Origin of the sequence: Streptomyces sp. NPDC017056 (assembly GCF_044332485.1) — a bacterium.
Taxonomy (GTDB): domain Bacteria; phylum Actinomycetota; class Actinomycetes; order Streptomycetales; family Streptomycetaceae; genus Streptomyces.
The window spans coordinates 335,699-356,971 of the sequence record NZ_JBIRPD010000005.1 but is presented as its reverse complement, the minus strand read 5'-3'; the positions used below and the strand labels follow the sequence as shown (position 1 = coordinate 356,971).

The window sequence follows — 21,273 nt, the reverse complement described above, 5'->3', positions numbered from 1 at the left end:
GCGGCCGTCACGGCGTCACAGCCCCGGGAAGAGATCCGTGAAGGCGTCGGCGGAGGTCGAGATGCCCTGGCTGAACGGTGCGTCGAAGTCCCAGACCAGGAAGAGCAGGAAAGCGATCAGCGCGCTGAACAGGCCAGCCATCAGCAACTCCCGTGGGGAGCGGCGGATTTGCAGGGTGAAGATCAGCCCGACGGTGATCACGGCACCGGTGATCAGTCCGAACCACACCACCGGCGGCAGGGTCGGCGCGATGCTGTCCGCGCGTGCGTTGCGGGCGTCGTCCGCCGTCGCCACCTGGTCGAGCAGCGGCTGGTAGGACTGGCTCTCGTAGTCGTTGCGCGGGTGGTAGTCGGTCACGTCGGCGCGGACCTTGTCCAGGAGCTGCGTACCGCGCTCGGTGATCCGGTCCTCCTCGGCCATGGTCGGCCACTCCTTGTGGACGAGGTGGGAGACGTAGGCGTCGACATCCGCGCGGATACGCTCCCGGGTGGCCTCGGGGTAGGCCCGTACCCGCTCGCTGACCTCGTGCAGGGCCTGTGCCTCGGTGCGCACGGAGTCCGCGGCGGCGCCCCGGGCCTCCCACACGCCCGCGATGGCCAGGCCGAGGACGATCGCGTACACCACGCCCACCATCATCGTCATGTACTCGATGACGTCGGGCGTCTCGGAGGGATCGTCGTCGTCGCCGATGCGGCGCTGCTTGAGGACCGTGATGCTCAGGACGACGGCGCACGCGGCGGCCATCGCGATGACCAGCACCAGCCATTCCGACATGGTGACCTCCTATCAGGAACGGCGCCCGGCGGAACCGGACGAGCTGGACGAACGGGGGCGCAGCGCGGCGGCCGCCAGCACGGCCGGTGCGGTGACCAGCAGCGTCGTGGTGACGATCGAGCGGCTCGCCCGCGGCTTGCGGGCCGACGGCGTGTACGCGTGGGGCGGGACGACCGACGGTGCGGGTGTCGGCGTGGGCTGTGGCGCCGGCGGGCGGCTCGACGGCGGCGGCGCCGCCGGGGGAGGCGGCGGGGGCGGCGTGGGGCCGCGGTAGGTGGGGCCGGGGGCCGGCCGGGCGGGTGCCGGTACGGGCGCCGGCGCGGACGGGCGCGGAGGCGTGGCCGTCGGCCGGGGCGGCGGCGTCTGTGTCTGCGGTGGTGAGGGCGTGGGCTCGGGCGGCTTGGTGGGGGAGGGAGTGGGCGTGGGAGTGGGTGTGGGTGTGGGTGTGGGTGTGGGTGTGGGGGTAGGCGTGGGGGTGGTGCAGGGCCACGGCCATGGCCACGGCCGGCAGGGCGGGATCGGCCAGCCCGGCGACTGGGCGCCCGGATCATCGTGTTTCCCGGCGCTCGCAGGGGTGTCATCGGGGCGCGCTTGCGCCACGGCGGGCGCGAGGAGGACCACGAGGATGACCAACAGCGCTATCAAAGCGGCAGGTTGGAGGCTGCGGAAACGTTGCGATCGCTGCACTCGGTGATATTGCGCAGCGCATGCCGTCATCAGCCGTCGAGTGCGCCCGATTCCCTCGAACGAGGGATTATCGTACGGTCGCGTGCGTGAGAGCAGCCGATGTGTTCATCCCGCGGACGTACGCCACCGGTGTCCCGTACGCGCTGTTCCGCCGGCTGCGCGCGACCGGCCCGGTGTGCTGGGTCGAGGAGCCGCCGGTCGGCGGCTGGCCCGCCGGGCCCGGATACTGGGCCGTACTGCGGCACGCGGACGTCAAACACGTCCTGCGCACCCCCGAGGTCTACTCCTCCTACCTGGGCGCCACCCAGATCCGCGACCCCGACACCGAGGAAGACCTCGCGTTCGTCCGCGCGATGATGCTGAACCAGGACCCACCGGACCACGCGCGGATCCGGCGCGTGGTCGCCGCCGCCTTCACCCCGCGCGCGGTGCGGGAGCTGGAAACCGTCATCGACGCGCGGGCGCGGGCCCTGGTGGAGGACGTGGCGCGCGCAGGCACGGCGGACTTCGTGGCGGTTGCGGCAGACCTGCCGGTATGGACGCTCGCCCATGTCATGGGGGTGCCCGAGGAGGACCGGCAGTTGCTGTTCGACTGGTCCAACCGGGTCATCGGCTACCAGGACGACGAGTACGCCGCGTCCAGCACTGCCGACCCCGCGCTGCTCAGCCCGATGGGCCGGGCGGCGCTCCGGCACCGTCCGGCCCCGGCGGCCCGCCCGGACGGCCGCCCGGTGAACCCGCGCTCCCGCCGGGCGCTGGCCGACATGTTCGCCTACGCCCACGCGCTGGCCGCGCGCCCGCGCCCCGGCAGCGTCATGGCGCACCTGAGGGAGGGCGGGCTGACCCGCGCCGAGTTCGAGAACATGTTCTTCCTCTTCGCGGTGGCCGGGAACGAGACGCTGCGCAACGGCATCCCGGGCGGCCTGCTCACGCTCCTGCGGCACCCGGACCAGTACGCGCGCCTGCGCCGGGACCCCGGCCTGGCGGGCCCGGCGGTGGAGGAGATGCTGCGCTACTGGCCACCGGTCATCGACTTCCGGCGCACCGCGACGCGGGACACCGAACTCGGCGGGCAGCGCATCCGGCGGGGCGAGAAGGTCGTGGTGTACCACGCGTCCGCCAACCGGGACGAGACGGTCTTCGACGACCCGGACCGCTTCGACGTCGCCCGCACCCCGAACGACCACGTCAGCTTCGGCTTCGGCCCGCACTTCTGCCTGGGCAGCCACCTCGCGCGCGTCCAGATGCGGGCCGTACTGCGCCACGTACTGGACCGGCTGCCCGGCCTCGAACTCGCCGGGGAACCGGTCCGGCTGGTGTCCAACTTCCAGAACGGGCTGAAACACCTGCCGGTCAGGGTGCGGGCGGCGCCGGCGCCGTGACCGGGCGTACCGCGGTGCGACGCTGTTCACGGACGGGAACACGGCCTCGTCGGCGAAGCGCTCACCGTTGATCGCGCCGCCGGCCACCGTGGAAGGCACGGACGGCCCGCACCACTCCCGCTCCGAGGAGCAGGGCGGCAGAGCCGCCGGCGCAGAGGTGGAAGAGCGCGTTGAACCAGCCGGGACCGGCCGAGGTTTCCGTGGAGCCGTCCGCGAAGACGCAGGTGGTCTCCGGCGGCCAGGCGCCCGTACGGATTTCCTGGAGCGGTGCGCTGTGCTCGAAGAACCCGAGGGCGCATTCCTCGTCCATGGCGCCGGCATGCGCTCCGAGCCAGGCCAGGCCGTAGGTGATCAGGAAACCGGTCAGCAACCAGGCGAAGACGGCCCACAAGAGGCCGGCCGCGGAGCGATGCCTGCGCCAGGGGCGCTTCATGCGCATGGCATGCCCACCGAGAGCTGCGGCCAGTGACGGGTGGAGTCGAGGCGGCAGATGCGGGCGGTGACCTGCCGGGGGTCGAGTTCCCACAGGCGCGGGGCGTGGCTGCCGCCGGCGCCGGCGAGGCTGTTCCCGTCGGGGGCGAAGGCGACCGCGTGCGCGACGCCGCTGTTCCCGGTCAGCGTGGCATCGACCCGGTGCGTCGTCGTGTGCCAGAGGCGGATGGCGCGGTCGTCACACGCGATGGCCAGGTGCCGGCTGTCCGGGGAGAACGCCAGGCCGGCCACGCGGGCCGGCCGGGCGGTGAAGACGCCGGTCTGCCGGTGGGTTGCCGTGTTCCACAAGTGCACCGTGTCGTCGGCGCTGGCCAGGACGCTTCCGTCAGGGCTGAACGCCACAGCCTGTACCGCGCCGCTGTGACCGGTGAGCGTGGCCAGTGGCCGGTGTGTCCGCGCCTGCCACAGACGTACCGTTCCGTCGGCGCCCGCAGTGGCCAGAACGCTGCCGTCCGGGGAGAACGCGGCGTGGGTCACAGCACCGGAATGCCCGGAAAGAACTGCGGCCTGCCGGCGTGAGCGGACGTCCCACAGGCGCGTCGTGCGGTCGCTGCCCGCGGTGGCCAGCGTCCGGCCGTCGGGGCTGAAAGCCACCGACCGGACGCCGCGTGCGTGCCCGGCGAGGGTGGCGGTTTCCCGGTGCGTGGTGGTGTCCCACAGCTTCACGGTGGCGTCGTCGCCGGCCGCGGCGAGGATGCGGCCGTCGGGGGAGAACGCGAGGCCGCGCACCCCGGAAGTGTGGCCGGTGAGGGTGGCCGTCAACTGGTGCGTGGCCGTACTCCACAACTTCACCGTGCGGTCGAGACCCGCCGTGGCCAGGGTGCGCCCGTCCGGGGAATACGCGACGTCCGTCACTGTGCCGGCGTGGCTGCCCAGCTGATCGGCGCTGAACGCGGAGTAGGCACTGAGCAGGCTGCTGCGGGCTTGGGTGGTGGGAGCCCTGCGGTAGGCATTGAACGCAGTGAGCATGGCTTGCTCGGGGTCGTCGCGGAGCAGTGTCTCGGCCCGGGCCGCGAGTTCCTTGGAAAGGGCGATACGGCGCTGGTCCAGCGCCGCCCGGCTCTGCTGGACGGCGACGGCCACCGCCAGGAGGGCCAGGACGAGCAGCACGGCGAGGCTGTGGGCCAGGATGCGCAGGCGTCGTAATCGGCGTTGCTCGGTCCGTCTTTCACTGGTCTCGCGGTCGGTACTCGCTGTGAGGAATGCTCGCGTCGTGGGGGTGAGCAGCACCTTTTCGTGCGGGTCGGTGAGCCAGCCGCTGGTGACGTTCAGCCGGGCGCCCCGGTACAGCAGACTCTCGTCCCGGCCCTCGCGTTCCCACTCCGAGGCCGTTTCCGTGAGGAGTTGGCGGGCCCGGAGAGTGGCGCGGTCCTCATCGAGCCACTGGCGCAACCGCGGCCACGCGCGCAGGAGCACCTCGTGCGCCAGTTCGATGTGGTCAGCATCGACGGTCAGCAGGCGTGCCTGGGTGAACACCTCGAGGACGGCTTGGGCGGCCTCCCGTTCCGGGCCGCTTCCGAGGAGGCTCTCGCGAGGGGCGCGGCGGCTGGTGTCGTGTTCCTCCCCGAGGGAAACCAGGTGCAGCAGCAGGCGCCGGGCCGTCGCTTGCCGGTCCGGGCTCAGGGCGGCGTAGGTACGCTCCGCCGTGGTGGCCACGGCCCCCGGGATGCCGCCTGTCAGTTGGTAGCCGGCCACCGTCAGTACACCGTTTCGCCGGTGCTGCCAGGTACTCATGAGTGCGTGGGAGAGCAGGGGAAGGATTCCGGTGCGGGCGAGGCCGAGTTCTGCCGTACTTCCGGGGCTTACGCCGGCGTCGCGCACCAGGACTTCGACCAGCCCCGGCTCGATCTCCAACCCGGCCTCACGGGCGGGCCCGGTGACGGCCTCGCGCAGCTGCGCCTCGCTCATGGGGCCCAGGGCGACGTGCCCGCGCTGCAAGGCGGCCCCGAGCCCGGGATAGGCCAGGCACCGGTCGTAGAAGTCGGCGCGCACTCCGAGGACGACCAGGGCGGGCGGCGGTCCGGCTTGCGGCCGCGCGGCGGACAGGGCGAGGAGTGTGTCCACGAAGGCGGTCCGCTCGTGTTCGTTCCGGCAGAGCGTGAACGTCTCCTCGAACTGGTCGACCACGAGCACCAGCGCGGCGAGCTGCTTCCTGCCGGCGTCATCGTCGGCTTCGTCCGCGGGTGTTCCGGCGCCCGCCGCGGCCTCGGCCGTCCGGAATGCGCCCGCGGCGGCAGCCACCGCCGTCGCGAACGCGTCCGCCCCTTCGCGTAATGCCTCGACGAGCCGTTGCCGCGGAGTCCCCGTCACCCTTGCCACTTCGGCCGGAAGGTTCTCCAGCGGATGCTCGCCGGGCGTGCAGACCACCACGGGCCAGTCCCGGCAACCGCTTACGGGTAAGGCGCCACGGGCCAGCGCGGGTAACAACCCGGCCCGGAGGAGGGAGGACTTCCCCGCGCCGGACGGGGCCGTGACCATCAGGATGCCCGGGTGCCGGAGCCGCTCCGTCAGCTGGGCGACCAGACCGGCGGTGGCCTCGTCGCGCCCGAAGAACCAGCAGGAGTCTCCCGGCCCGAAAGCGGCCAGTCCACGGTAGGGGCATTCTTCTTGATCTCCCGGCCGGGATTCCCGGCCGGCTTTCCTGGGCGGCCGGACGAGCAGTTCCAGTGTTCCGCCGGTGCCCAGAGCTTCGTCACAAGCGCGGGCGAGGTCCCATGTCAGGGCTTTCTCGCCGTTCTCGACCTTGCTCAGGTACCCCTTGCTGTAGAAGGCCAGCTCGGCCAGCCTGGCCAACGAGACGCCACGTTCCAGCCGTAAGCGACGTAACTGCCGGCCGCTCCGGGAAATCGGAGCCGCGTCGCGCGAAGAGCCGGGCCCGGGGACTCCGCCTGCCACTGACTGTTCCCTTCTAGCGTTGTCCGACCAGGGGGACGCCGCCCGCCGTTCTTCCACGCGCCGCCCCCACGAAGATCATTTCAGTCCCGCGGAGGCACGGCAACGGTGCGTGCGCCGCATCCGTGGAACGGGACGGCTTTGCGCACGTCGGGGCCTGTTTCCCGGTTCAGGGTCCGGAGAGGAAACCGGGAAACGCCTGGACCGCCGGCCGCCGGTCGGCTGAGCTGTTGCGCGTTGGCCTCACGAGGCGGGTGGTGCTGGGGGGACACCACACGGGGGCGCCTCGGAGGCCGGCACCTCCGGTGACGACAAGCCCTCACCGGAGCGGCACATCGACAGGGAGAATCCGTGTTCCGAACAGACCGAGTGCGCCGCCGTTTCCGTCTGGCGAGGGCCGCTGCCGCCGCTGCCGTAACCGTCGCCGCGGCCGTCCTGCCGACGGCCTCCGCCACCGCCGCCACGCCCGGCCCGCCCGTCTCCGCACCCGCCGCGCACGCGGCACAGGCGGAGGAACGGCCCGCCGCCGAGCGCCCGGCCCTGTACGCCCGCGACCACTCCGGTGTGCTGTGGCGGTACGAGGGCACCGGCTACTCGGCCAGACCGTTCAAACCGCCGGTGAAGATCGGCGGAGGGTGGGACGAATACGTCGAGATCACCTCGCTCAACGGCACGGCCGCCGACGGAACGGGCGACGCCGTGGCCGTCAACACCGAGGGGATGCTGTTCTTCTACAAGGGCAGCGGCAACCCCTCCCAGCCCTTCGCCCCGCGTATCCAGATCGGGCTGGGCTGGGACCGGTACGTCAGCATCGCCGGTGCCGCCGACGCCAACCACGACGGCAAGGCCGACCTGGTGGCCCGCGACCGGAACGGTGTCCTGTGGTTCTACGCGGGCACGGGGGTCCCCGAGGAGCCCTTCGAGCCTCCGGTACGAGTGGGCGGCGGCTGGCACGCCTACCAGATGGTGGTGACCTACGGCGACGGGGTCCTGGCCCGCGACCTGGACGACGTGCTGTGGGTCTACAAGACCTCGGGCTCCGTCTACCCCTCCGAGCCGTTCTACCCCCGTGTACGCGTGGGCACCGGGCTGGCGGGCTACGCCGACTTCGCCGGTGTCAGGGACATCGACGGTGACGGGTTCGCCGACGTGGTGGCCCGTGACTTCAACGGCAAGCTGTGGCTGCACGGCGGCGAACGCAGCCAGGGCATGATCATCCCCTCGGAAGGGGGCAGCCTGATCGGCGGCGGCTGGAACATCTACAACAAGCTCTTCTGATCCGGCCGCGCCGTGGGCGGGGCGGCAGGTGCCGTCCCGCCCACGGGCGTCAGGTCCGTACGGACAGGGACAGCGCGAACCGTCCCGCCTCGTCCGTCCACCACTCGCGCAACTCGAAACCGGCGGCGCCCAGTTCCCCGCGCACGCCTTCCTCGCGGAACTTCGCCGAGATCTCCGTCCTGATCTCCTCGCCCGCGGCGAAGGGCACCACGAGGTCCAGCGCGGGCACCTTGACGGTCAGTTCCCTGCGGGCCCGCAGCCGCATCTCGATCCACTCCCGTTCGGTGTCCCACACGGCGACGTGCCGGAAGTCGTCCGGGTCGAAGTCGGCGCCCAGCTCGCGGTTGATGACGTTCAGCACGTTCTTGTCGAACTCTGCGGTGACGCCCTGCGCGTCGTCGTAGGCGGCGACGAGGGTGGCCTCGTCCTTGACCAGGTCGGTGCCGAGCAGCAGCGCGTCGCCGGGGGCCAGGAGGTCCCGTACGGAGCGCAGGAAGGCGGCCCGCTCGTCCGGGAGCAGGTTGCCGATCGTGCCGCCCAGGAAGGCCAGCAGCCGCGGCCCCGGGGTGCCGGGCAGCGCGAACCCCTGCTGGAAGTCGGCGACCAGCGCGTGCACGGTCAGCTCCGGGTGCGCGGCGAGCAGCGCCTCGCCCGCCGCGGCCAGCGCGCTCTCGCTGACGTCGACCGGTACGTAGGTGTGCAGGCCGGTCAGTGCCTTGATGAGGTGGCGGGTCTTGTCGGACGAGCCGGAGCCCAGCTCGACGAGGGTGCGGGCGCCGGTCGCCGCGGCGATGTCGGCCGACCGGCTGATCAGGATCTCCCGTTCGGCGCGGGTCGGGTAGTAGTCGGGCAGGGCGGTGATGGCCTCGAAGAGGTCGCTGCCGCGGGCGTCGTAGAACCACTTGGGCGGCAGCTGCTTGGGGGTACGGGTCAGTCCGTGCGCCACGTCGGCGCGCAGCGCGGCCGTGGTGGCGTCGGCGGGCAGGGTACGGGTGACGGCGAGGGGACTCACGCGGCGGGCTCCTTGAGCGGGGTGAGGCGGACGTCGGTGGGCGTGGCCGCGAGCAGGGTGTACGCGGGTACCTCGGTCCAGTGGGGGGAGTCGTCGTACGGTTCGGAGGCGACGGTCGTGCCGCGGCCGGGTTCGGCGCGGTAGAAGAGCGAGTCGCCCCAGTTGGTCGCGGCGATGGTGGCGCCGTCGGTGAGCAGCAGGTTCAGCCGGGCGCCCGGCGCGGCGGCGGCCACCGCCGTGACGGTGTCGGCCAGGGCCTCCGGCGCGGCCGTGCCGGCGCCGAGCCGGTGCTGCACCAGCGCCCACAGGAACGCCGCGTCGCAGCGGGCCTGGAGGGACAGCAGCCGCTCCGGCGGCAGCCCGGCGGCCAGCACCGCCAGCGAGCCCGGCCAGCCCGGCACCGCTCCGTTGTGGCTGAACAGCCAGGGGCCGGCGGCGAACGGCGCGGCGGCCGCCTCGCCGTCGGCGCCGGCGAGAGTGGCGTCCCGTACGGCGGTGAGCAGTGCGGTGGTCCGCACCACCCGGCACAGGTCGAGGATGCCGGTGTCGCCCCAGATCGGCCCGGCCCTGCGGTACCGGGCGGGCACCGGGTCGCCGGGCGCGTACCAGCCGACGCCGAAGCCGTCCGCGTTGACCGTGCCGTTGACCTGGCGGCGCGGTTCCCACGACTGCCGGTACAGGCCGTGCGGCGGCGCGGTGATCAGGTCGCCGAGCGCCACTTCGGGCCCCAGGTAGGCGAGGTGACGGCACATCAGCGACACCTCCCCGGGGCGGCCGGTACGGCGGGCGGTCCCTCCGGCGCGACCGGAGCCGGGGCGCTCACGAGGCCGTGCCGGCGTCGCGGGCGGTGCGGAACCCGGAGAAGATCTGGCGGCGCACCGGCAGGTCCCAGTTGCGGAAGGTGCCCCGGCAGGCGACCGGGTCCACGGCGAACGAACCGCCGCGCAGCACCTTGTAAGGACCGCCGAAGAACACCTCCGAGTACTCGCGGTAGGGGAAGGCGGCGAAGCCGGGGTAGGGGAGGAAGTCGCTCGCTGTCCATTCCCATACGTCGCCGATCAGTTGGCGTACGCCGAGCGGTGACTGGCCGTCCGGGTAGCTGCCGACGGCGGCGGGGCGCAGATGCCGCTGGCCCAGGTTGGCATGCGTGGGGCCGGGGTCCTCGTCGCCCCACGGGTAGCGCCGGGAGCGCCCGCTGACCGGGTCGTGCCGGGCGGCCTTCTCCCACTCCTCCTCGGTGGGCAGCCGGCGGCCCGCCCAGCGCGCGTACGCGTCGGCCTCGTACCAGCTCACGTGCAGAACCGGTTCGTCCGGCGGCACCGGCTCGGTGACGCCGAAGCGCCGCCGCAGCCACTGCCCGCCCTCCTGCCGCCAGAACAGCGGGGCGCGCAGCCGGTGTTCGCGTACGTGCTCCCAGCCCTCGGCGGACCACCAGCGCGGTTCGTCGTACCCGCCGTCCTCGACGAACCGCAGGTACGCGCCGTTGCTCACCGGCGTGGTGTCGATGCGGAAGGACGGCAGCAGGCGCCGGTGCGCGGGGCGTTCGTTGTCCAGGGCCCACGGTTCGGTGGAGGTGCCCATCGTGAACGGGCCGCCGGGCACCAGCACCTCGGCGGGCAGGATGCCGTCGGAGGTCACCGGCGGTTCGGGGGCGGTGAGCGCGGCCGGGCCGCGGCGCAGTTGGTGGGTGATGAGCATGGTCTCGTCGTGCTGCTGCTCGTGCTGCGCGATCATGCCGAAGGCGAAAGCGGAGTCCAGCAGCGGCCCGCCGCGCAGCGGGCTGCTCTCCAGCACGTCCAGCACCCGGTTGCGTACGTCCGCCACGTAGCCGTGTGCCTCGGCCGGCGGCAGCAGGGGCAGCGACGGCCGTTCGGCGCGCGGGTGCTCGAAGGCGTCGTACACGGAGTCGATGTCGGGGCGCAGCGCGTCACGCTTGCCGACCGTGCGCAGCAGCCACTGCTCCTCCTGGTTGCCGATGTGCGCCAGGTCCCACACCAGCGGCGACATCAGGGGGGAGTGCTGGGCGGTGAGGTCGTTCTCGTCGACGCAGGTGGTGAGCAGGCGGGTACGGTCGCGCGCGGCGAGCAGGGCATGCGCCGCGCGCTCCCGGAGCGACTCGGGATCGAGGGTCACTGACTGTCCTTCCCGGGGGTGAGCTCGTCCTCGTACGCGATGACCGGTTCCGGCGGTGGCGCGGTGGCCACCGGCCAGGGCGGCTTCGCCGGCGGTGCGGGCGCGGGCTCGACCGCGTACGCCGTGTCCAGCAGGTCGTCCGCCGGGCAGCGGCCCCGCGCGACGTAGCGTTCGGCGAACTCCGCCACCGCGCCGGTCACCTCGGCCGACGCGCCCAGCCGCGGCAGCGCCTCCTGCGCGATGGCGAAACAGGCCAGCGCGGCGGCGTGCAGCTCCGGGTCGGTCAGCGCGCCGCGGGTGGCGTGCCGCCACAGCGGGTTGCGCGGCGCCGGCCGCGAGCCCGCCGTCTCCGCGAGGGGCTTGACCACGCGGTACGCGCTCTCGGCGGCCTCCGGGTCGTCGAAGAGCGCGGCCGTGACGGCCAGCGGCACGATCCAGCCGCCGTCCCCCGGCTGCGCGTCGATCATGCGCAGCTCCAGGTGCCCGCGCGGGCGTACGGGCGGGAAGAGCGTGGTCACGTGGTAGTCGAGGTCCTCCTCGGTGGGCGGGCGCGGCGAGCCCGTACGGACCCAGTCGCGGAAGGTCAGCCCCTCGGGCGCGTCCCACGGCCCCTCGTCGCTGCGGACGCACATCACGGGCGCGTCCAGGACGTACCCGGCCCACGCGGCGCGCGGATCGGGCCCGTCGGGCGGCGCGAGGGTGCGGGCCGGGTCCATCTGCGACCACACCACTTGGCGGGTGGTGCGGTAGCCGGTCGGGCAGCCCTCGCTGACCGGCGAGTTGGCGAACGCGGCGACCAGCACCGCGCCCAGCAGGTGGGCCATCCGCCAGCGCCGGCCGAGCCCCAGGGGGCCCGGCTCCTCGTGCCCGGCGTCCACGCAGACCTGCACGGAGGCGGTGCCGCACATCATGGATCTGCCCGCGCCGCCCCAGCGGTCGAAGTACGCCTCCATGGCGTCGTAGCGGGGCTGGGCCAGCACGCGGTGCGGCGGGTGCCAGGGGTTGTGGCCGTGGCCCGCCATGCCGAGGCCCAGCTCCCGCATGGCGGGGCGGACCAGCGCCAGGTCGGCCGATACGGCTTCGACGCACGCGGTGAGGGAAGTGGCGGGGAGCGAGCTGAGCTCCAGCTGGCCGCCGGGTTCGAAGGTGAGGGCCGACCGCAGGGGGAGGGCGCGCAGTGCGGTGGCCGCGTCGTGGTGTCGTTCGGGGGCGACGGGACATCGGGGGTTGTGGGCGTCGTGGACGAGCCATTCGATCTCGACGCCTATGTAGCGGGGTGGTCCGGTCTTGAAGCAGATGCCACGCAGGTGGGCCTCGAGCTCCGCCTCCGTGACCGACGGCCGTGCGGGCATGGGATCCAACTCCCTCGGGTCGGGACGGCGGCTGCCGTCCGACGGCGGAATTGCCGCCCTCCACCTAAGCGGGTGCGGGCGGTGCGCTCAAGGGCTCATTCTCGTCGGGACCGGACGCCGGCGCGAGGCCGCGGCGGCGCGGCGGCACGTCCGGCGGCCTCCGGCACCGGCTCCGGTCTGGCATTTCGCTTCCGAACGGCCGTTCGTATTCGTGTGCGGGAGCGAGGGAACGGGCGAAGGTAAAATCACGGTCAGGTACGTACCGGACGAGGGGACGCGATGACGAGAGCGGGCAGTGGCGGACGCGGTACGGGCCCACGCCCGCTGGCCGTCTTCGACCTGGACGGCACGCTCGCGGACACCGCACACCGCCAGCGTTTCCTGCAACGGCGGCCGCGCGACTGGAACGCGTTCTTCGCCGCCGCGCCGGACGACCCGCCGCTTGCCGAGGGCGTGGCGCTGGTCCTCCGAAGCGCGGCGGAGTGCGAGATCGTCTACCTCACCGGCCGCCCCGAGCGCTGCCGCAAGGACACCCTGGCCTGGCTCGACCGGCACGGCCTGCCCCAGGGCGAGCTGTGGATGCGGCCGGACGACGACCGGCGGCCCGCCCGCCACACCAAGCCGGCACTGCTGCGCCGCATCGCGGACGGCCGCGAGGTGCGCCACCTCGTGGACGACGACGAACTGGTCTGCGACGCCTGCGAGCAGGCCGGCTTCCCCGTCGTACGCGCCCGCTGGGCGGCGGCCTCCGCCGACCTGAGGGACGCCCAGGAGCGCGAGGGCCGCACCTGATCCCGTACGGGCACGCCGCGCCGTCACCCGGCGCCGTACCGCGCCGGGGCGAGCGTGTCCGCGTCCCGCGGCCCCTGAGAGGGTTAACCTCCTGGACGACGACGCGGGAGGAACGGGAGATGGACGGTACGACCACGGGCGTGGCCCACGTGGACGGCGTACGGCTGCACTACACCCGCGCGGGCTCGGGACCGCTGGTGGTACTGCTCCACGGCTGGCCGCAGACCTCCCGCTGCTGGCGGCCGGTCCTCGGCGAACTGGCCGGGCACTACACCGTGGTCGCGCCCGACCTGCGCGGCTACGGCCGCAGCGACAAGCCCGTCTCCGGCTACGACAAGCGGCGGATGGCCGCCGACACGGCCGCGCTCGTCGAGACGCTGGGCTTCGAGCGCGCCAGTGTGGTCGGGCACGACCGGGGCGCGCGGGTGGCGCACCGCTGGGCCCTGGACCGGCCCGAGCAGGTGGAGCGCGTCGCGTTCCTGGACATCGTGCCGACCCGCGAGATGCTCCGCCGCCTGGACGCCACCATCGCCGCCGGGTACTGGCACTGGTTCTTCCACCTCCAGCCCGACCTGCCCGAGCGGCTGGCCGGCGCCGACGTCCGCGGCTACCTGGAGTACTTCTTCGAGCGCTGGACCTACAACCGGCACGCGCTGACCGACGAGGCCGTGGACGCGTACGTGGCGGCGTTCTCCCGCCCCGGCGCGCTCCGCGCGGGCTTCGACGACTACCGGGCCACGGAGGCCGACACCGCCCTGGACGACGCGGACTTCGCCGAGGGCCGGCTGCTGACCGTGCCCGTACTGGCCCTGTGGGGAGCGGTCGGCCTGCCCGCGCAACTGCCGACGCTGGACATCTGGCGGGACTACTCCGCCCGCCCCGAGCTGGTCACCGGCGCGGAGATCCCCGCATGCGGCCACTTCATCCCGGAGGAGGCACCGGAGGCGCTCCTCGCCCACCTGCGCGACTTCCTGCCGGCCCCCGCGTAACGGCCGGAGCCCGCCGGCCGCGCGTTCACACCCGCCCGCTGCCCAGCAGCGCCGCATGCGGCAGCACGAGCACCCCGTCCGGCCCGGCGAACTCCGCGCACAGCGCGTCGCAACGGCGTTTGACTTCGGCGACGACCGCGGGCGGTTGGCTCGTCAGAACCTGCCCGACCGAAGCCACCCCGGCAGCGGGCCCGCTCCACCACTCCTCCGGAGTGGCCCGGTGCTCCCACACGAGCGTCCGGCAGCGGACGCCGGTGAGCCCGGCGTCGCGCAGCAGCCGGGCGAACCCTTCTTCGGTGCGCGGGAAGTCGTCCTCGGGCGCGAGCGTGGGCAGACGGGCGGGGCGGGTCACGCCGGCGGCCTGCATCGCGCGCCCGACCAGCGTCTGGCCGGGCGCCGCCGGGGCCGCCCACAGGGTCAGCGCGAGCCGGCCGCGCGGCCGGGTGACCCGGCGCAGTTCGGCGAGCGCCGCCCGGGGCCGGCCGACGTGGTTGAGGACGAAGTTGCCCACCACCGCGTCGAACCGGCCGTCGGCGAAGGGCAGGCAGGGCAGGGCGGCGACGCACACCTCCGTGTCCCGCCCGGCGGCCGCGGCGCGGGCGGCCATGCCGGGGTCGGCGTCCACGGCCGTCACCGTGGCGCCCCGGCCGCTCGCTGCGCGGGCGGCGGTGCCGGTGCCGGTGCCGGCGTCGAGTACCCGCGAACCCGGCCGTACCCCGGCGGCGTCGAGCAGCGCGGGGACCGGGTGGGCGCAGAGTCCGGCGAAGCTGCGCTCGTACGCCGTGACCCGCCCGGCCCAGGTCCGGCGTTCCGCCGCGTCGAACGCCGTGAACATCCGCATGGCGGCCGCGTCCTTTCCCCGATGGCGAAAAGAAACCGGATGGGAGCCCTCCGAAACTTGTCATAGGCACGAAGACGCTATTGGATCAGCGGGGCGCGCTGCGTACGATGCGCCTTAGTTGATCACTCAAGGACCGGCGTCCCCTTCACCCCCACCCGGCCGAGAGTGCCACACCGATGCTGAGAGGTGGTCAGGCGTGGGACCCGAGCTGACCGTTCCCCCGACCTACTCGCCCATTCCGCCTGCCATCCACCCCCGGCACGAGGAGATCGAGGCCCGGACCGCCGCCTGGGCGCAACGATTCTCCATAGGCTCGGACGAGCTGCGCGGACGCCTGGTCACCCACGGGATCGGCGGCTTCGCGGCCCGCATCCTGCCCGAGGGCCGGGAGGAGGTCGTCTCCCTGCTCGCCGACTTCGTCCTGTGGCTCTTCGGCGTCGACGACGGCTACTGCGAGGAGAGCGACCTCGGCCACGACCCGGGCGAGCTGACGGGCGTGCTGCACCGGTTGCTGCGCGTGGCCCAGAATCCCGAGGCCCCGGTGCTCCCGGGCGACAGCCTCGCCGAGGGGCTGCGCGACCTGCGGCACCGCGTGTCCCGCCACGGCACCGCCGGGCAGGCCGCCCGCTGGGTCGACGCGCTGCGCGAATACTTCTTCTCCGTGGTGTGGGAGGCGTCCTACCGGCGCTCCGGCGCCGTGCCGAGCCTGCCCGACTACACCCTGATGCGGCTGTACGACGGGGCGACCTCGGTCGTCCTGCCGCTGCTGGAGATGGGCCACGGCTACGAACTCCAGCCGCACGAACGCGAGCACACGTCCGTGCGCGCGGCGGCCGAGATGGCTTCCTTCATCATCACCTGGGACAACGACATCTTCTCCCACCACAAGGAGAGCCGGGGACCGGGCTACTACCTCAACGCCCTGCGGGTCTTGCAGACCGAGTACGGCATATCCCAAGACGAGGCCCTGACCACGGCGATAGCCCAGCGGGACCGCGTGATGACACTGTTCATGCGCCTGAGCGCACACCTGCGGCAGCAGGGCAGCCCGCAGCTGCGCCAGTACCTGCACAACCTGGGCTCCTTCATCCGGGGTTCCCAGGACTGGGGCATCACCTCGCTGCGCTACACCACCCCTGACGACCCGGCCCGGCTGCCGTCGACGCTGCGCTCCACGCCGACCGACGACAGCCACGCGCCCCTCGACATTCCCGTCATCTCCTGGTGGTGGGACCTGGTGCCGGCCGTGCACGCCCCGGCGCGCGAAGCGGACGACGGCGCGCGCAGGCACGCGTGCGCGGCACAGCCCACCGGCTGACCGGGCGACCGCGGCCGCCCGGCCCGCTCATTCGGCCGGGTCGTCAGGCCGGTCGCCGAGCCGGTTGCGGCTGGTCAGCGCCCGCTGGAAGCGGCTGAGCGCCCCGCTCGGCGACCGCTTGCGCAGGGCGGCGCGCGCGGCGTTGGCGCCGGGCGCGCCGTGCACCCCGCCGCCCGGATGCGCTCCGGCCGAGGCCAGGAAAAGACCTTTGACCGGTGTCTCCGGGCGCCCGGTGCCCGGCACCGGACGGAAGACGAGCTGCTGGTGCATGGCGGTCGTACCGCCGTTGATGGCGCCGCCGTGCAGGTTGGCGTCGAGCGCCTGGAGCGTGGGCGGCGCGAGGATCCGGCGGTCCCGCACGCGGGCGCGGAAGCCCGGCGCGTAGCGCTCCACCTGCTCCTCCACCCGGTCCGCCATCGCCTCCTGCTCCCCGTGGCTCCAGGAGCCGGTGATGCCCGCGTCCCCGGCGTCCGCGCGGACCTCGTGCGGTACGTGGGTGTACGCCCAGGCCGACTCGGTGCCGGCCGGCGAACGGGTGGCGTCCGCGGTGGTCATCTGCCCGAAGAGGGCGAACGGCCGGTCCGGCACCCGGCCCGCCGCGAGCTGGGCGGCGAACCGCGTCAGCTCGTCGACGCCGTCGGCCAGGTGCACGGTACCGGCGCCCGCCGCCTCCCGGGCGGTCCAGGGCACCGGGCCGTCCAGCGCCCAGTCGACCTTGAACGTCGCGAAGTCCCACTGGAAGCGGCGCAGGTCGGCCAGCAGCCGGGTGGGCAGGTGCCGGCTGTCGACCAGTTCGCCGTACAGGGACGGTACGGAGACGTCGGCCAGCACGGCACGGCCCGCCGGCACCGACTCGCCGCCCGCGGTGCGCACCGCCACGGCGCGGCCCGCCCGTACGACGACCTCGGACACGCGCTCGCCGCAGCGCAGCACACCGCCGCGCGCCTCCAGCCGCCGCACCAGGGCTTCGGTCAGGGCGCCCGCGCCGCCGACCGGCACGGGAAAGCCGTGCGACTGGGCCAGCATCGACATCAGCCAGCCGAACCCGCCGCTGCCCGCGGCCTCCGGCGCCAGGTCGGCGTGCAGGGCGTTGCCCGCCAGCAGAAGCCGGCCGCCTTCGCCGCCGAACTCCTCCTCGCCGAGGCGCCGTACGGGCAGCACCAGCGTGCGCGCCAGCCGCAGGCCGCCCGCGCCGCGCAGCCGGGCGGCGAGCCGGATCGTGGGCCGTACCGGCGGGAACGGCGTGAACAGGGCGTGCAGGATGTCGGGGCCGACCCGGTCCCAGATGTCGCACAGCCGCCGCCAGGCGTCGCCGTCGCCCGCGGCGAAGCGGTCCAGGCCGTCGGCGGTGGCCGGGCGCCGGCGCTCCAGCACCGCGCACCTCCCGTCGGACAGCGGGTGCGCGAGGACCCGGGGCGCGTGGCTCCACCGCAGCCCGTGGTCGCCGAGGCGCAGCGCGGCCAGCACCGGCGAGGCCGCGGCCAGCGGATAGAAGGAGCTGCACAGGTCGTTGACGTAGTCGGGGTGGACGCCCCGGTCGCTGCGGACCGCGCCGCCCGCCTCGGGCTGCGCCTCCAGCACCTCGACGCTCCAGCCGGCGTCGGCCAGCAGGTTGGCGGCCACCAGCCCGTTCGGCCCTGCCCCGATCACCACCGCGTCCGGCATCTCAGAACGCCCCGCTCGGCTGTCGTCCGGGCCTGCCGCCCTCCACCACCTTGGCCAGCCTGCCGAGCATGCTGCGGTGCCGGATCTGGAGCAGGGCGTCCAGCACGGCGTTGTGCAGCAGCCCGCCGGGCCCGCGCAGCGGGTGTTCGTCCATGATGACGAGGCTGTGCTCGCCCCAGGGGCGGATCTCGGCGGCGATCCGCGCGGTGCCCAGGGCGCCGCTCTCGATCTCCAGCTCCAGTTCCCTGGGCGGCTCGACCCGCCGGACGATGGTCCGGCCGCTCAGCGACCACGGCCCCACGCGCACGCTGTACGCGATCGAGGAGCCCAGCTCCGGCCAGTCGCCCTCGGCCGGCTCCGACCGGTAGGGGCCGACCACCCACTCCTGGTAGCGGGCGCCGTCGGCGAGCACCGCCCACACCGCGGCGGGAGGACTCTTGATCAGCTGATGTCTTACCGCCATGCGGTCTCCAACGTCGGGGGGAGCCGGTCGCGGGCGTCCGGCTGCCGGTCTGGGCCGGTCTGCGCGCTTCGGCCTTCGGGACCATGACCGGGTGCCCCTGACGGGCCGTACGACACCGGCCGGACGGGTTTCGTGCCGGGCCCCGGCGGCGGCCCGGCGTTACGTTGGACGGACCCGCCCGCCGACCGGCACCGTACGCAGACGTGGAGGCCCGCCCATGAGCCGACAGCTCCCCCTGCGCGGGCGCACCGCCGTGGTCACCGGCGCCGCGCGCGGCCTGGGCGCGGAGATGGCGCGTTCACTCGTACGGCGGGGAGCCGGTGTCGCGCTGCTCGGGCTGGAGGAGGACGAGCTGGAGCGGGTCGCGGCGGAACTGCCGGGGAACGCGGAGTACTGGCCGGTCGACGTCACCGACGAGGACGCGATGGACCGCGCCGCCGCGCTCGTGGAGCGCCGCTTCGGGCCGCCGTCCGTCGTGGTGGCCAATGCCGGGGTGGTGGCGGGCGGCCCGTTCCTCGACACCGACCCGGCCGTCTGGCGCCGGGTCGTCGAGGTCAACCTGATCGGCAGCGCGGTCACCGCCCGCGCCTTCCTGCCCGCGCTCCTGCGCACCCGGGGCTACTTTCTCCAGGTCGCCTCCCTCGCGGCCATCGGCCCGGCGCCGATGCTGTCGGCGTACTGCGCCTCGAAGTCCGGTGCGGAAACCTTTGCGCAGGTGCTGCGCGCCGAACTCGCCCACCGCGGCGTGCGCGTCGGCATCGCGTACCTCAGCTGGGCGGACACCGAGATGGTCCGGGCGTCCGACCGGCAGGAGGCGATGCGGGAACTGCGCGCGCACCTGCCCTGGCCCGCCTCGAAGACGTACGACGCCGCGCCGGTGGCCGACCGCCTGGTGCGCGGCGTCGAACGGCGGGCCGCCACCGTCTACGCACAGCCGTGGCTGCGCGCGGGGCAGGCGGTGCGCGCCTGCCTGCCGGGCATCGTGACCGAGGGCTCGCGCCGCGCGTTCCTGCGCCTGGCCGGGCGCGCCGACCTCGCGGGGACCGGCCTGCTGGGGGCGGGTGGCCGCGCGGCGGAGCACTCCGGCCGCCGCTTCGTCTGACCCGCTGCCCGCGCCCCGCTTCCCGCGAGCCGCTCGCACCGGCCCGCGCGCACCGACGCGCTTCCGTGTGCGCGGCGGCGGCCGTTCGGCGGAACCGGCGCGGCGGGCGCCCCGTACCCGGGACAGGCTCGGGGCATGGACCAAGCATCGGCTTCCCGTACCCGGTTCGGGCTCGCGTTCCTGCTGGCGGCGGCCGGGGTCGCCGCGGCGCTCACCCCCGGCGCCGCGGCCCACGGCCGTACGGACGGCACGGCCGCGCACCGGGCTCCCGCCCCTCCGCCGCCCGCCGCCACGGACTCCGCCCGTACGGTCTCCGCCTGGTTGCCCTACTGGGACGACACCGAGGCCGCCTATCAGGACGCGCTCCGGCACGCCGCCCAACTGCACACCGTCAGCCCGTTCTGGTACCGGGCGACCTCCGGCACCACCGTCAAGGGCGAGCACGGCGCGGGGAACCGGCGGGTCGTCGACGGGCTCCACAGGGCCGGCATCAAGGTCGTCCCCACCGTCACCGAGGCCATGAACGCCGGCACCATGGCCGCGCTGTTCCACGACCGGGCCCGCCGCACCGCCCACGTCTCGGCCCTGCTGCGGCTGGTCGCCTCGCGCGCGTACGACGGCATCGACCTCGACTACGAGACGATGGCCACCACCGGGACCGCCCGTATGCGCGACCGCGTGCGCACCGGCTACGCCCTGTTCGCCGACGAGCTGTGCGCCAGGCTGCACGCCAAGGGGAAGCTGTGCGTCGTCACGGTCATGGCCCGCACCGCCGGCTCCGGCAAGGCGTACGACTACGCGCGCCTCGGCCGGGCCGCCGACCGCATCCGGATCATGGGCTACGACCTGCACTGGGCCGAGGGCTCCCCGGGCCCGCTGTCCTCGCTCGCCTGGTACGAGGAGTTCCTGCGCTACGCCACCGGGACCGTGCCGCGCGACAAGCTGGAGGTCGCCTTCCCCGGCTACGGCTGGGACTGGACCCTGGGCGTCAAGGCCAGGGCCGGGCACCTGACCTGGAAACAGGCGGAGGCGCTGCGCCGCCGCAAGGGCGCCGCCTACCGCTTCGACACCAAGTCCGGCACGCCGCACTTCACGTACAAGGCCGGCCGGTCCGTGCACCACGTCTGGTACCAGGACGCGCGCGGCGTCGCCGCGCACCTGCCGCTGCTGAAGAAGTACGGCGTGCGGGGCACCGGGCTATGGGCGCTCGGCTTCGAGGACCCGGGGTTCTGGAAGGTGCTCCGCGGCGAGTAGCCGCAGCGCCGCCTCGGACGGGCTGCCGGGCCGGGCGGTGAACATCAGCAGGCTCTGGCCCGAGCCGTCCGGCGTGTGCGTCATCTCGAAGTCCAGCTCCATGGCGCCCACCAGCGGGTGGTGGAAGCTCTTGACGCCGAAGTTGCAGTTGCTGACCGCGTGCCGCGACCACAGGGTGCCGAACTCGTCGCTCTTCATGGTCAGCTCGCCGATCAGCTCGGCCAGCCGGTGGTCGTCCGGGTGCTGCCCGGCCGCCATGCGCAGCGAGGCGACGGCCCGCCGGGTCTCCGTCTCGCGGTCCGGGTACAGCTCGCGGGTGTGCGGGTCGAGGAAGAGCAGGCGTTGGGTGTTGGGGCGGTCCAGCGGCCGCTCCGGGCTGTCGAAGTCCAGGTGCCCGGCCAGCAGCGCGTGCCCCGGCCGGTTCCAGGCCAGTACTTCGAACCGGCGGCCGAGCGCCACGGCCGGCACCCCGCCCAGCGCGCCGAGCAGCTGGCGCACGCCGGGGCGTGCCCGTTCGGGCCGGACGGCCGGGCGGCGCCGGGCCCGGGTGGGGCGGGCGAGGTCGCGCAGGTGGGCGCGTTCGTCGGCGGTCAGCCGCAGGGCGCGGGCGAGCGCGTCCAGCACCCCGTCCGAGGCGTTGTGGCTCTGGCCCTGTTCGAGCCGGGTGTAGTAGGCGACGCTCACCCCGGCCAGCTGTGCCAGCTCCTCGCGGCGCAGGCCCGGTACGCGGCGCCGGGCGCCGTAGGAGACCAGGCCGACATCCTCCGGCTGGAGGCGGGCGCGGCGGGTCTTGAGGAAGTTGCCCAACTCGGCGGGTGTGTCCATGCCGGTCAGTGTCGTCCACCCG

19 protein-coding genes are annotated in these 21,273 nt (G+C 74.0%); 8 read left to right on the top strand and 11 right to left on the bottom strand.

The features are described 5' to 3' along the window. Positions 1-15: 15 nt before the first annotated feature. On the bottom strand, positions 16-774 hold the full coding sequence (locus ACH4OW_RS12340) for a DUF4239 domain-containing protein (RefSeq protein ID WP_398027129.1): 759 nt from the start codon (positions 772-774) through the stop codon (positions 16-18). Between ACH4OW_RS12340 and ACH4OW_RS12335 the strand changes: the two genes are divergently transcribed. Continuing rightward, a complete protein-coding gene (locus ACH4OW_RS12335) occupies positions 773-1,048 on the top strand; it encodes a hypothetical protein (protein ID WP_398027127.1) in 276 nt (91 codons plus the stop codon). The genes ACH4OW_RS12340 and ACH4OW_RS12335 overlap by 2 nt on opposite strands. 499 nt (positions 1,049-1,547) lie before the next feature. Then, positions 1,548-2,843, top strand: a complete 1,296-nt coding sequence (locus tag ACH4OW_RS12330; protein ID WP_398027125.1) for a cytochrome P450 — start codon at positions 1,548-1,550, stop codon at positions 2,841-2,843. Between the two features lie 61 nt (positions 2,844-2,904). Here ACH4OW_RS12330 and ACH4OW_RS12325 read toward each other — a convergent pair whose 3' ends face one another. Both ACH4OW_RS12325 and ACH4OW_RS12320 read right to left on the bottom strand, forming a co-directional pair. Next, complete coding sequence (locus ACH4OW_RS12325; protein WP_398027123.1) at positions 2,905-3,282, bottom strand: hypothetical protein; 378 nt, start codon at positions 3,280-3,282, stop codon at positions 2,905-2,907. Further along, positions 3,273-6,230 carry a helix-turn-helix domain-containing protein gene (locus ACH4OW_RS12320; RefSeq protein ID WP_398027121.1) on the bottom strand — a complete coding sequence of 986 codons (2,958 nt, stop codon included), beginning with the start codon at positions 6,228-6,230 and terminating at the stop codon, positions 3,273-3,275. Before ACH4OW_RS12320 ends, ACH4OW_RS12325 begins: the two co-directional genes overlap by 10 nt. 348 nt (positions 6,231-6,578) lie before the next feature. Between ACH4OW_RS12320 and ACH4OW_RS12315 the strand changes: the two genes are divergently transcribed. Next, positions 6,579-7,505: an FG-GAP repeat domain-containing protein gene (locus ACH4OW_RS12315; protein WP_398027119.1), complete on the top strand. Its 927-nt coding sequence runs from the start codon at positions 6,579-6,581 to the stop codon at positions 7,503-7,505. A gap of 49 nt (positions 7,506-7,554) precedes the next feature. On the opposite strand, the gene egtD is transcribed toward ACH4OW_RS12315, so the two are convergent. The 4 genes from egtD to egtA form a co-directional block, all read right to left on the bottom strand. Continuing rightward, a complete protein-coding gene (gene egtD, locus ACH4OW_RS12310; protein WP_398027117.1) occupies positions 7,555-8,517 on the bottom strand; it encodes an L-histidine N(alpha)-methyltransferase in 963 nt (320 codons plus the stop codon). Continuing rightward, on the bottom strand, positions 8,514-9,269 hold the full coding sequence (gene egtC / locus ACH4OW_RS12305) for an ergothioneine biosynthesis protein EgtC (RefSeq protein WP_398027115.1): 756 nt from the start codon (positions 9,267-9,269) through the stop codon (positions 8,514-8,516). Before egtC ends, egtD begins: the two co-directional genes overlap by 4 nt. Before the next feature lie 67 nt (positions 9,270-9,336). Then, entirely contained in the window at positions 9,337-10,650 is a 1,314-nt protein-coding gene (gene egtB, locus ACH4OW_RS12300; protein WP_398027113.1) for an ergothioneine biosynthesis protein EgtB, read from the bottom strand. Then, positions 10,647-12,002 (bottom strand): ergothioneine biosynthesis glutamate--cysteine ligase EgtA, encoded by a 1,356-nt coding sequence (gene egtA / locus ACH4OW_RS12295; protein WP_360130298.1) that lies wholly within the window; start codon positions 12,000-12,002, stop codon positions 10,647-10,649. Before egtA ends, egtB begins: the two co-directional genes overlap by 4 nt. Positions 12,003-12,281: 279 nt before the next feature. Here egtA and ACH4OW_RS12290 point away from each other — a divergent pair, with 279 nt between their 5' ends. Both ACH4OW_RS12290 and ACH4OW_RS12285 read left to right on the top strand, forming a co-directional pair. Further along, positions 12,282-12,794: a hypothetical protein gene (locus ACH4OW_RS12290; RefSeq protein ID WP_398027111.1), complete on the top strand. Its 513-nt coding sequence runs from the start codon at positions 12,282-12,284 to the stop codon at positions 12,792-12,794. Between the two features lie 119 nt (positions 12,795-12,913). Continuing rightward, positions 12,914-13,783, top strand: a complete 870-nt coding sequence (locus ACH4OW_RS12285; protein ID WP_360130292.1) for an alpha/beta hydrolase — start codon at positions 12,914-12,916, stop codon at positions 13,781-13,783. Between the two features lie 25 nt (positions 13,784-13,808). On the opposite strand, the gene ACH4OW_RS12280 is transcribed toward ACH4OW_RS12285, so the two are convergent. Then, entirely contained in the window at positions 13,809-14,624 is an 816-nt protein-coding gene (locus ACH4OW_RS12280; protein ID WP_398027109.1) for a class I SAM-dependent methyltransferase, read from the bottom strand. Positions 14,625-14,820: 196 nt separating this feature from the next. Here ACH4OW_RS12280 and ACH4OW_RS12275 point away from each other — a divergent pair, with 196 nt between their 5' ends. Beyond that, a complete protein-coding gene (locus tag ACH4OW_RS12275; RefSeq protein ID WP_360130286.1) occupies positions 14,821-15,942 on the top strand; it encodes a selina-4(15),7(11)-diene synthase in 1,122 nt (373 codons plus the stop codon). Positions 15,943-15,969: 27 nt separating this feature from the next. On the opposite strand, the gene ACH4OW_RS12270 is transcribed toward ACH4OW_RS12275, so the two are convergent. Together ACH4OW_RS12270 and ACH4OW_RS12265 are read right to left on the bottom strand one after the other, a co-directional pair. Further along, positions 15,970-17,607 (bottom strand): phytoene desaturase family protein, encoded by a 1,638-nt coding sequence (locus ACH4OW_RS12270; RefSeq protein ID WP_398027107.1) that lies wholly within the window; start codon positions 17,605-17,607, stop codon positions 15,970-15,972. A gap of 1 nt (position 17,608) precedes the next feature. Beyond that, on the bottom strand, positions 17,609-18,070 hold the full coding sequence (locus ACH4OW_RS12265) for an SRPBCC family protein (protein WP_360130280.1): 462 nt from the start codon (positions 18,068-18,070) through the stop codon (positions 17,609-17,611). 217 nt (positions 18,071-18,287) lie between these two features. Here ACH4OW_RS12265 and ACH4OW_RS12260 point away from each other — a divergent pair, with 217 nt between their 5' ends. Next, positions 18,288-19,172, top strand: a complete 885-nt coding sequence (locus tag ACH4OW_RS12260) for a short-chain dehydrogenase/reductase (protein WP_360130277.1) — start codon at positions 18,288-18,290, stop codon at positions 19,170-19,172. 135 nt (positions 19,173-19,307) lie between these two features. Further along, entirely contained in the window at positions 19,308-20,426 is a 1,119-nt protein-coding gene (locus tag ACH4OW_RS12255) for a glycosyl hydrolase family 18 protein (RefSeq protein WP_360130274.1), read from the top strand. On the opposite strand, the gene ACH4OW_RS12250 is transcribed toward ACH4OW_RS12255, so the two are convergent. Beyond that, positions 20,370-21,251, bottom strand: a complete 882-nt coding sequence (locus ACH4OW_RS12250; protein ID WP_360130271.1) for a helix-turn-helix transcriptional regulator — start codon at positions 21,249-21,251, stop codon at positions 20,370-20,372. The genes ACH4OW_RS12255 and ACH4OW_RS12250 overlap by 57 nt on opposite strands. Positions 21,252-21,273 lie beyond the last annotated feature (22 nt).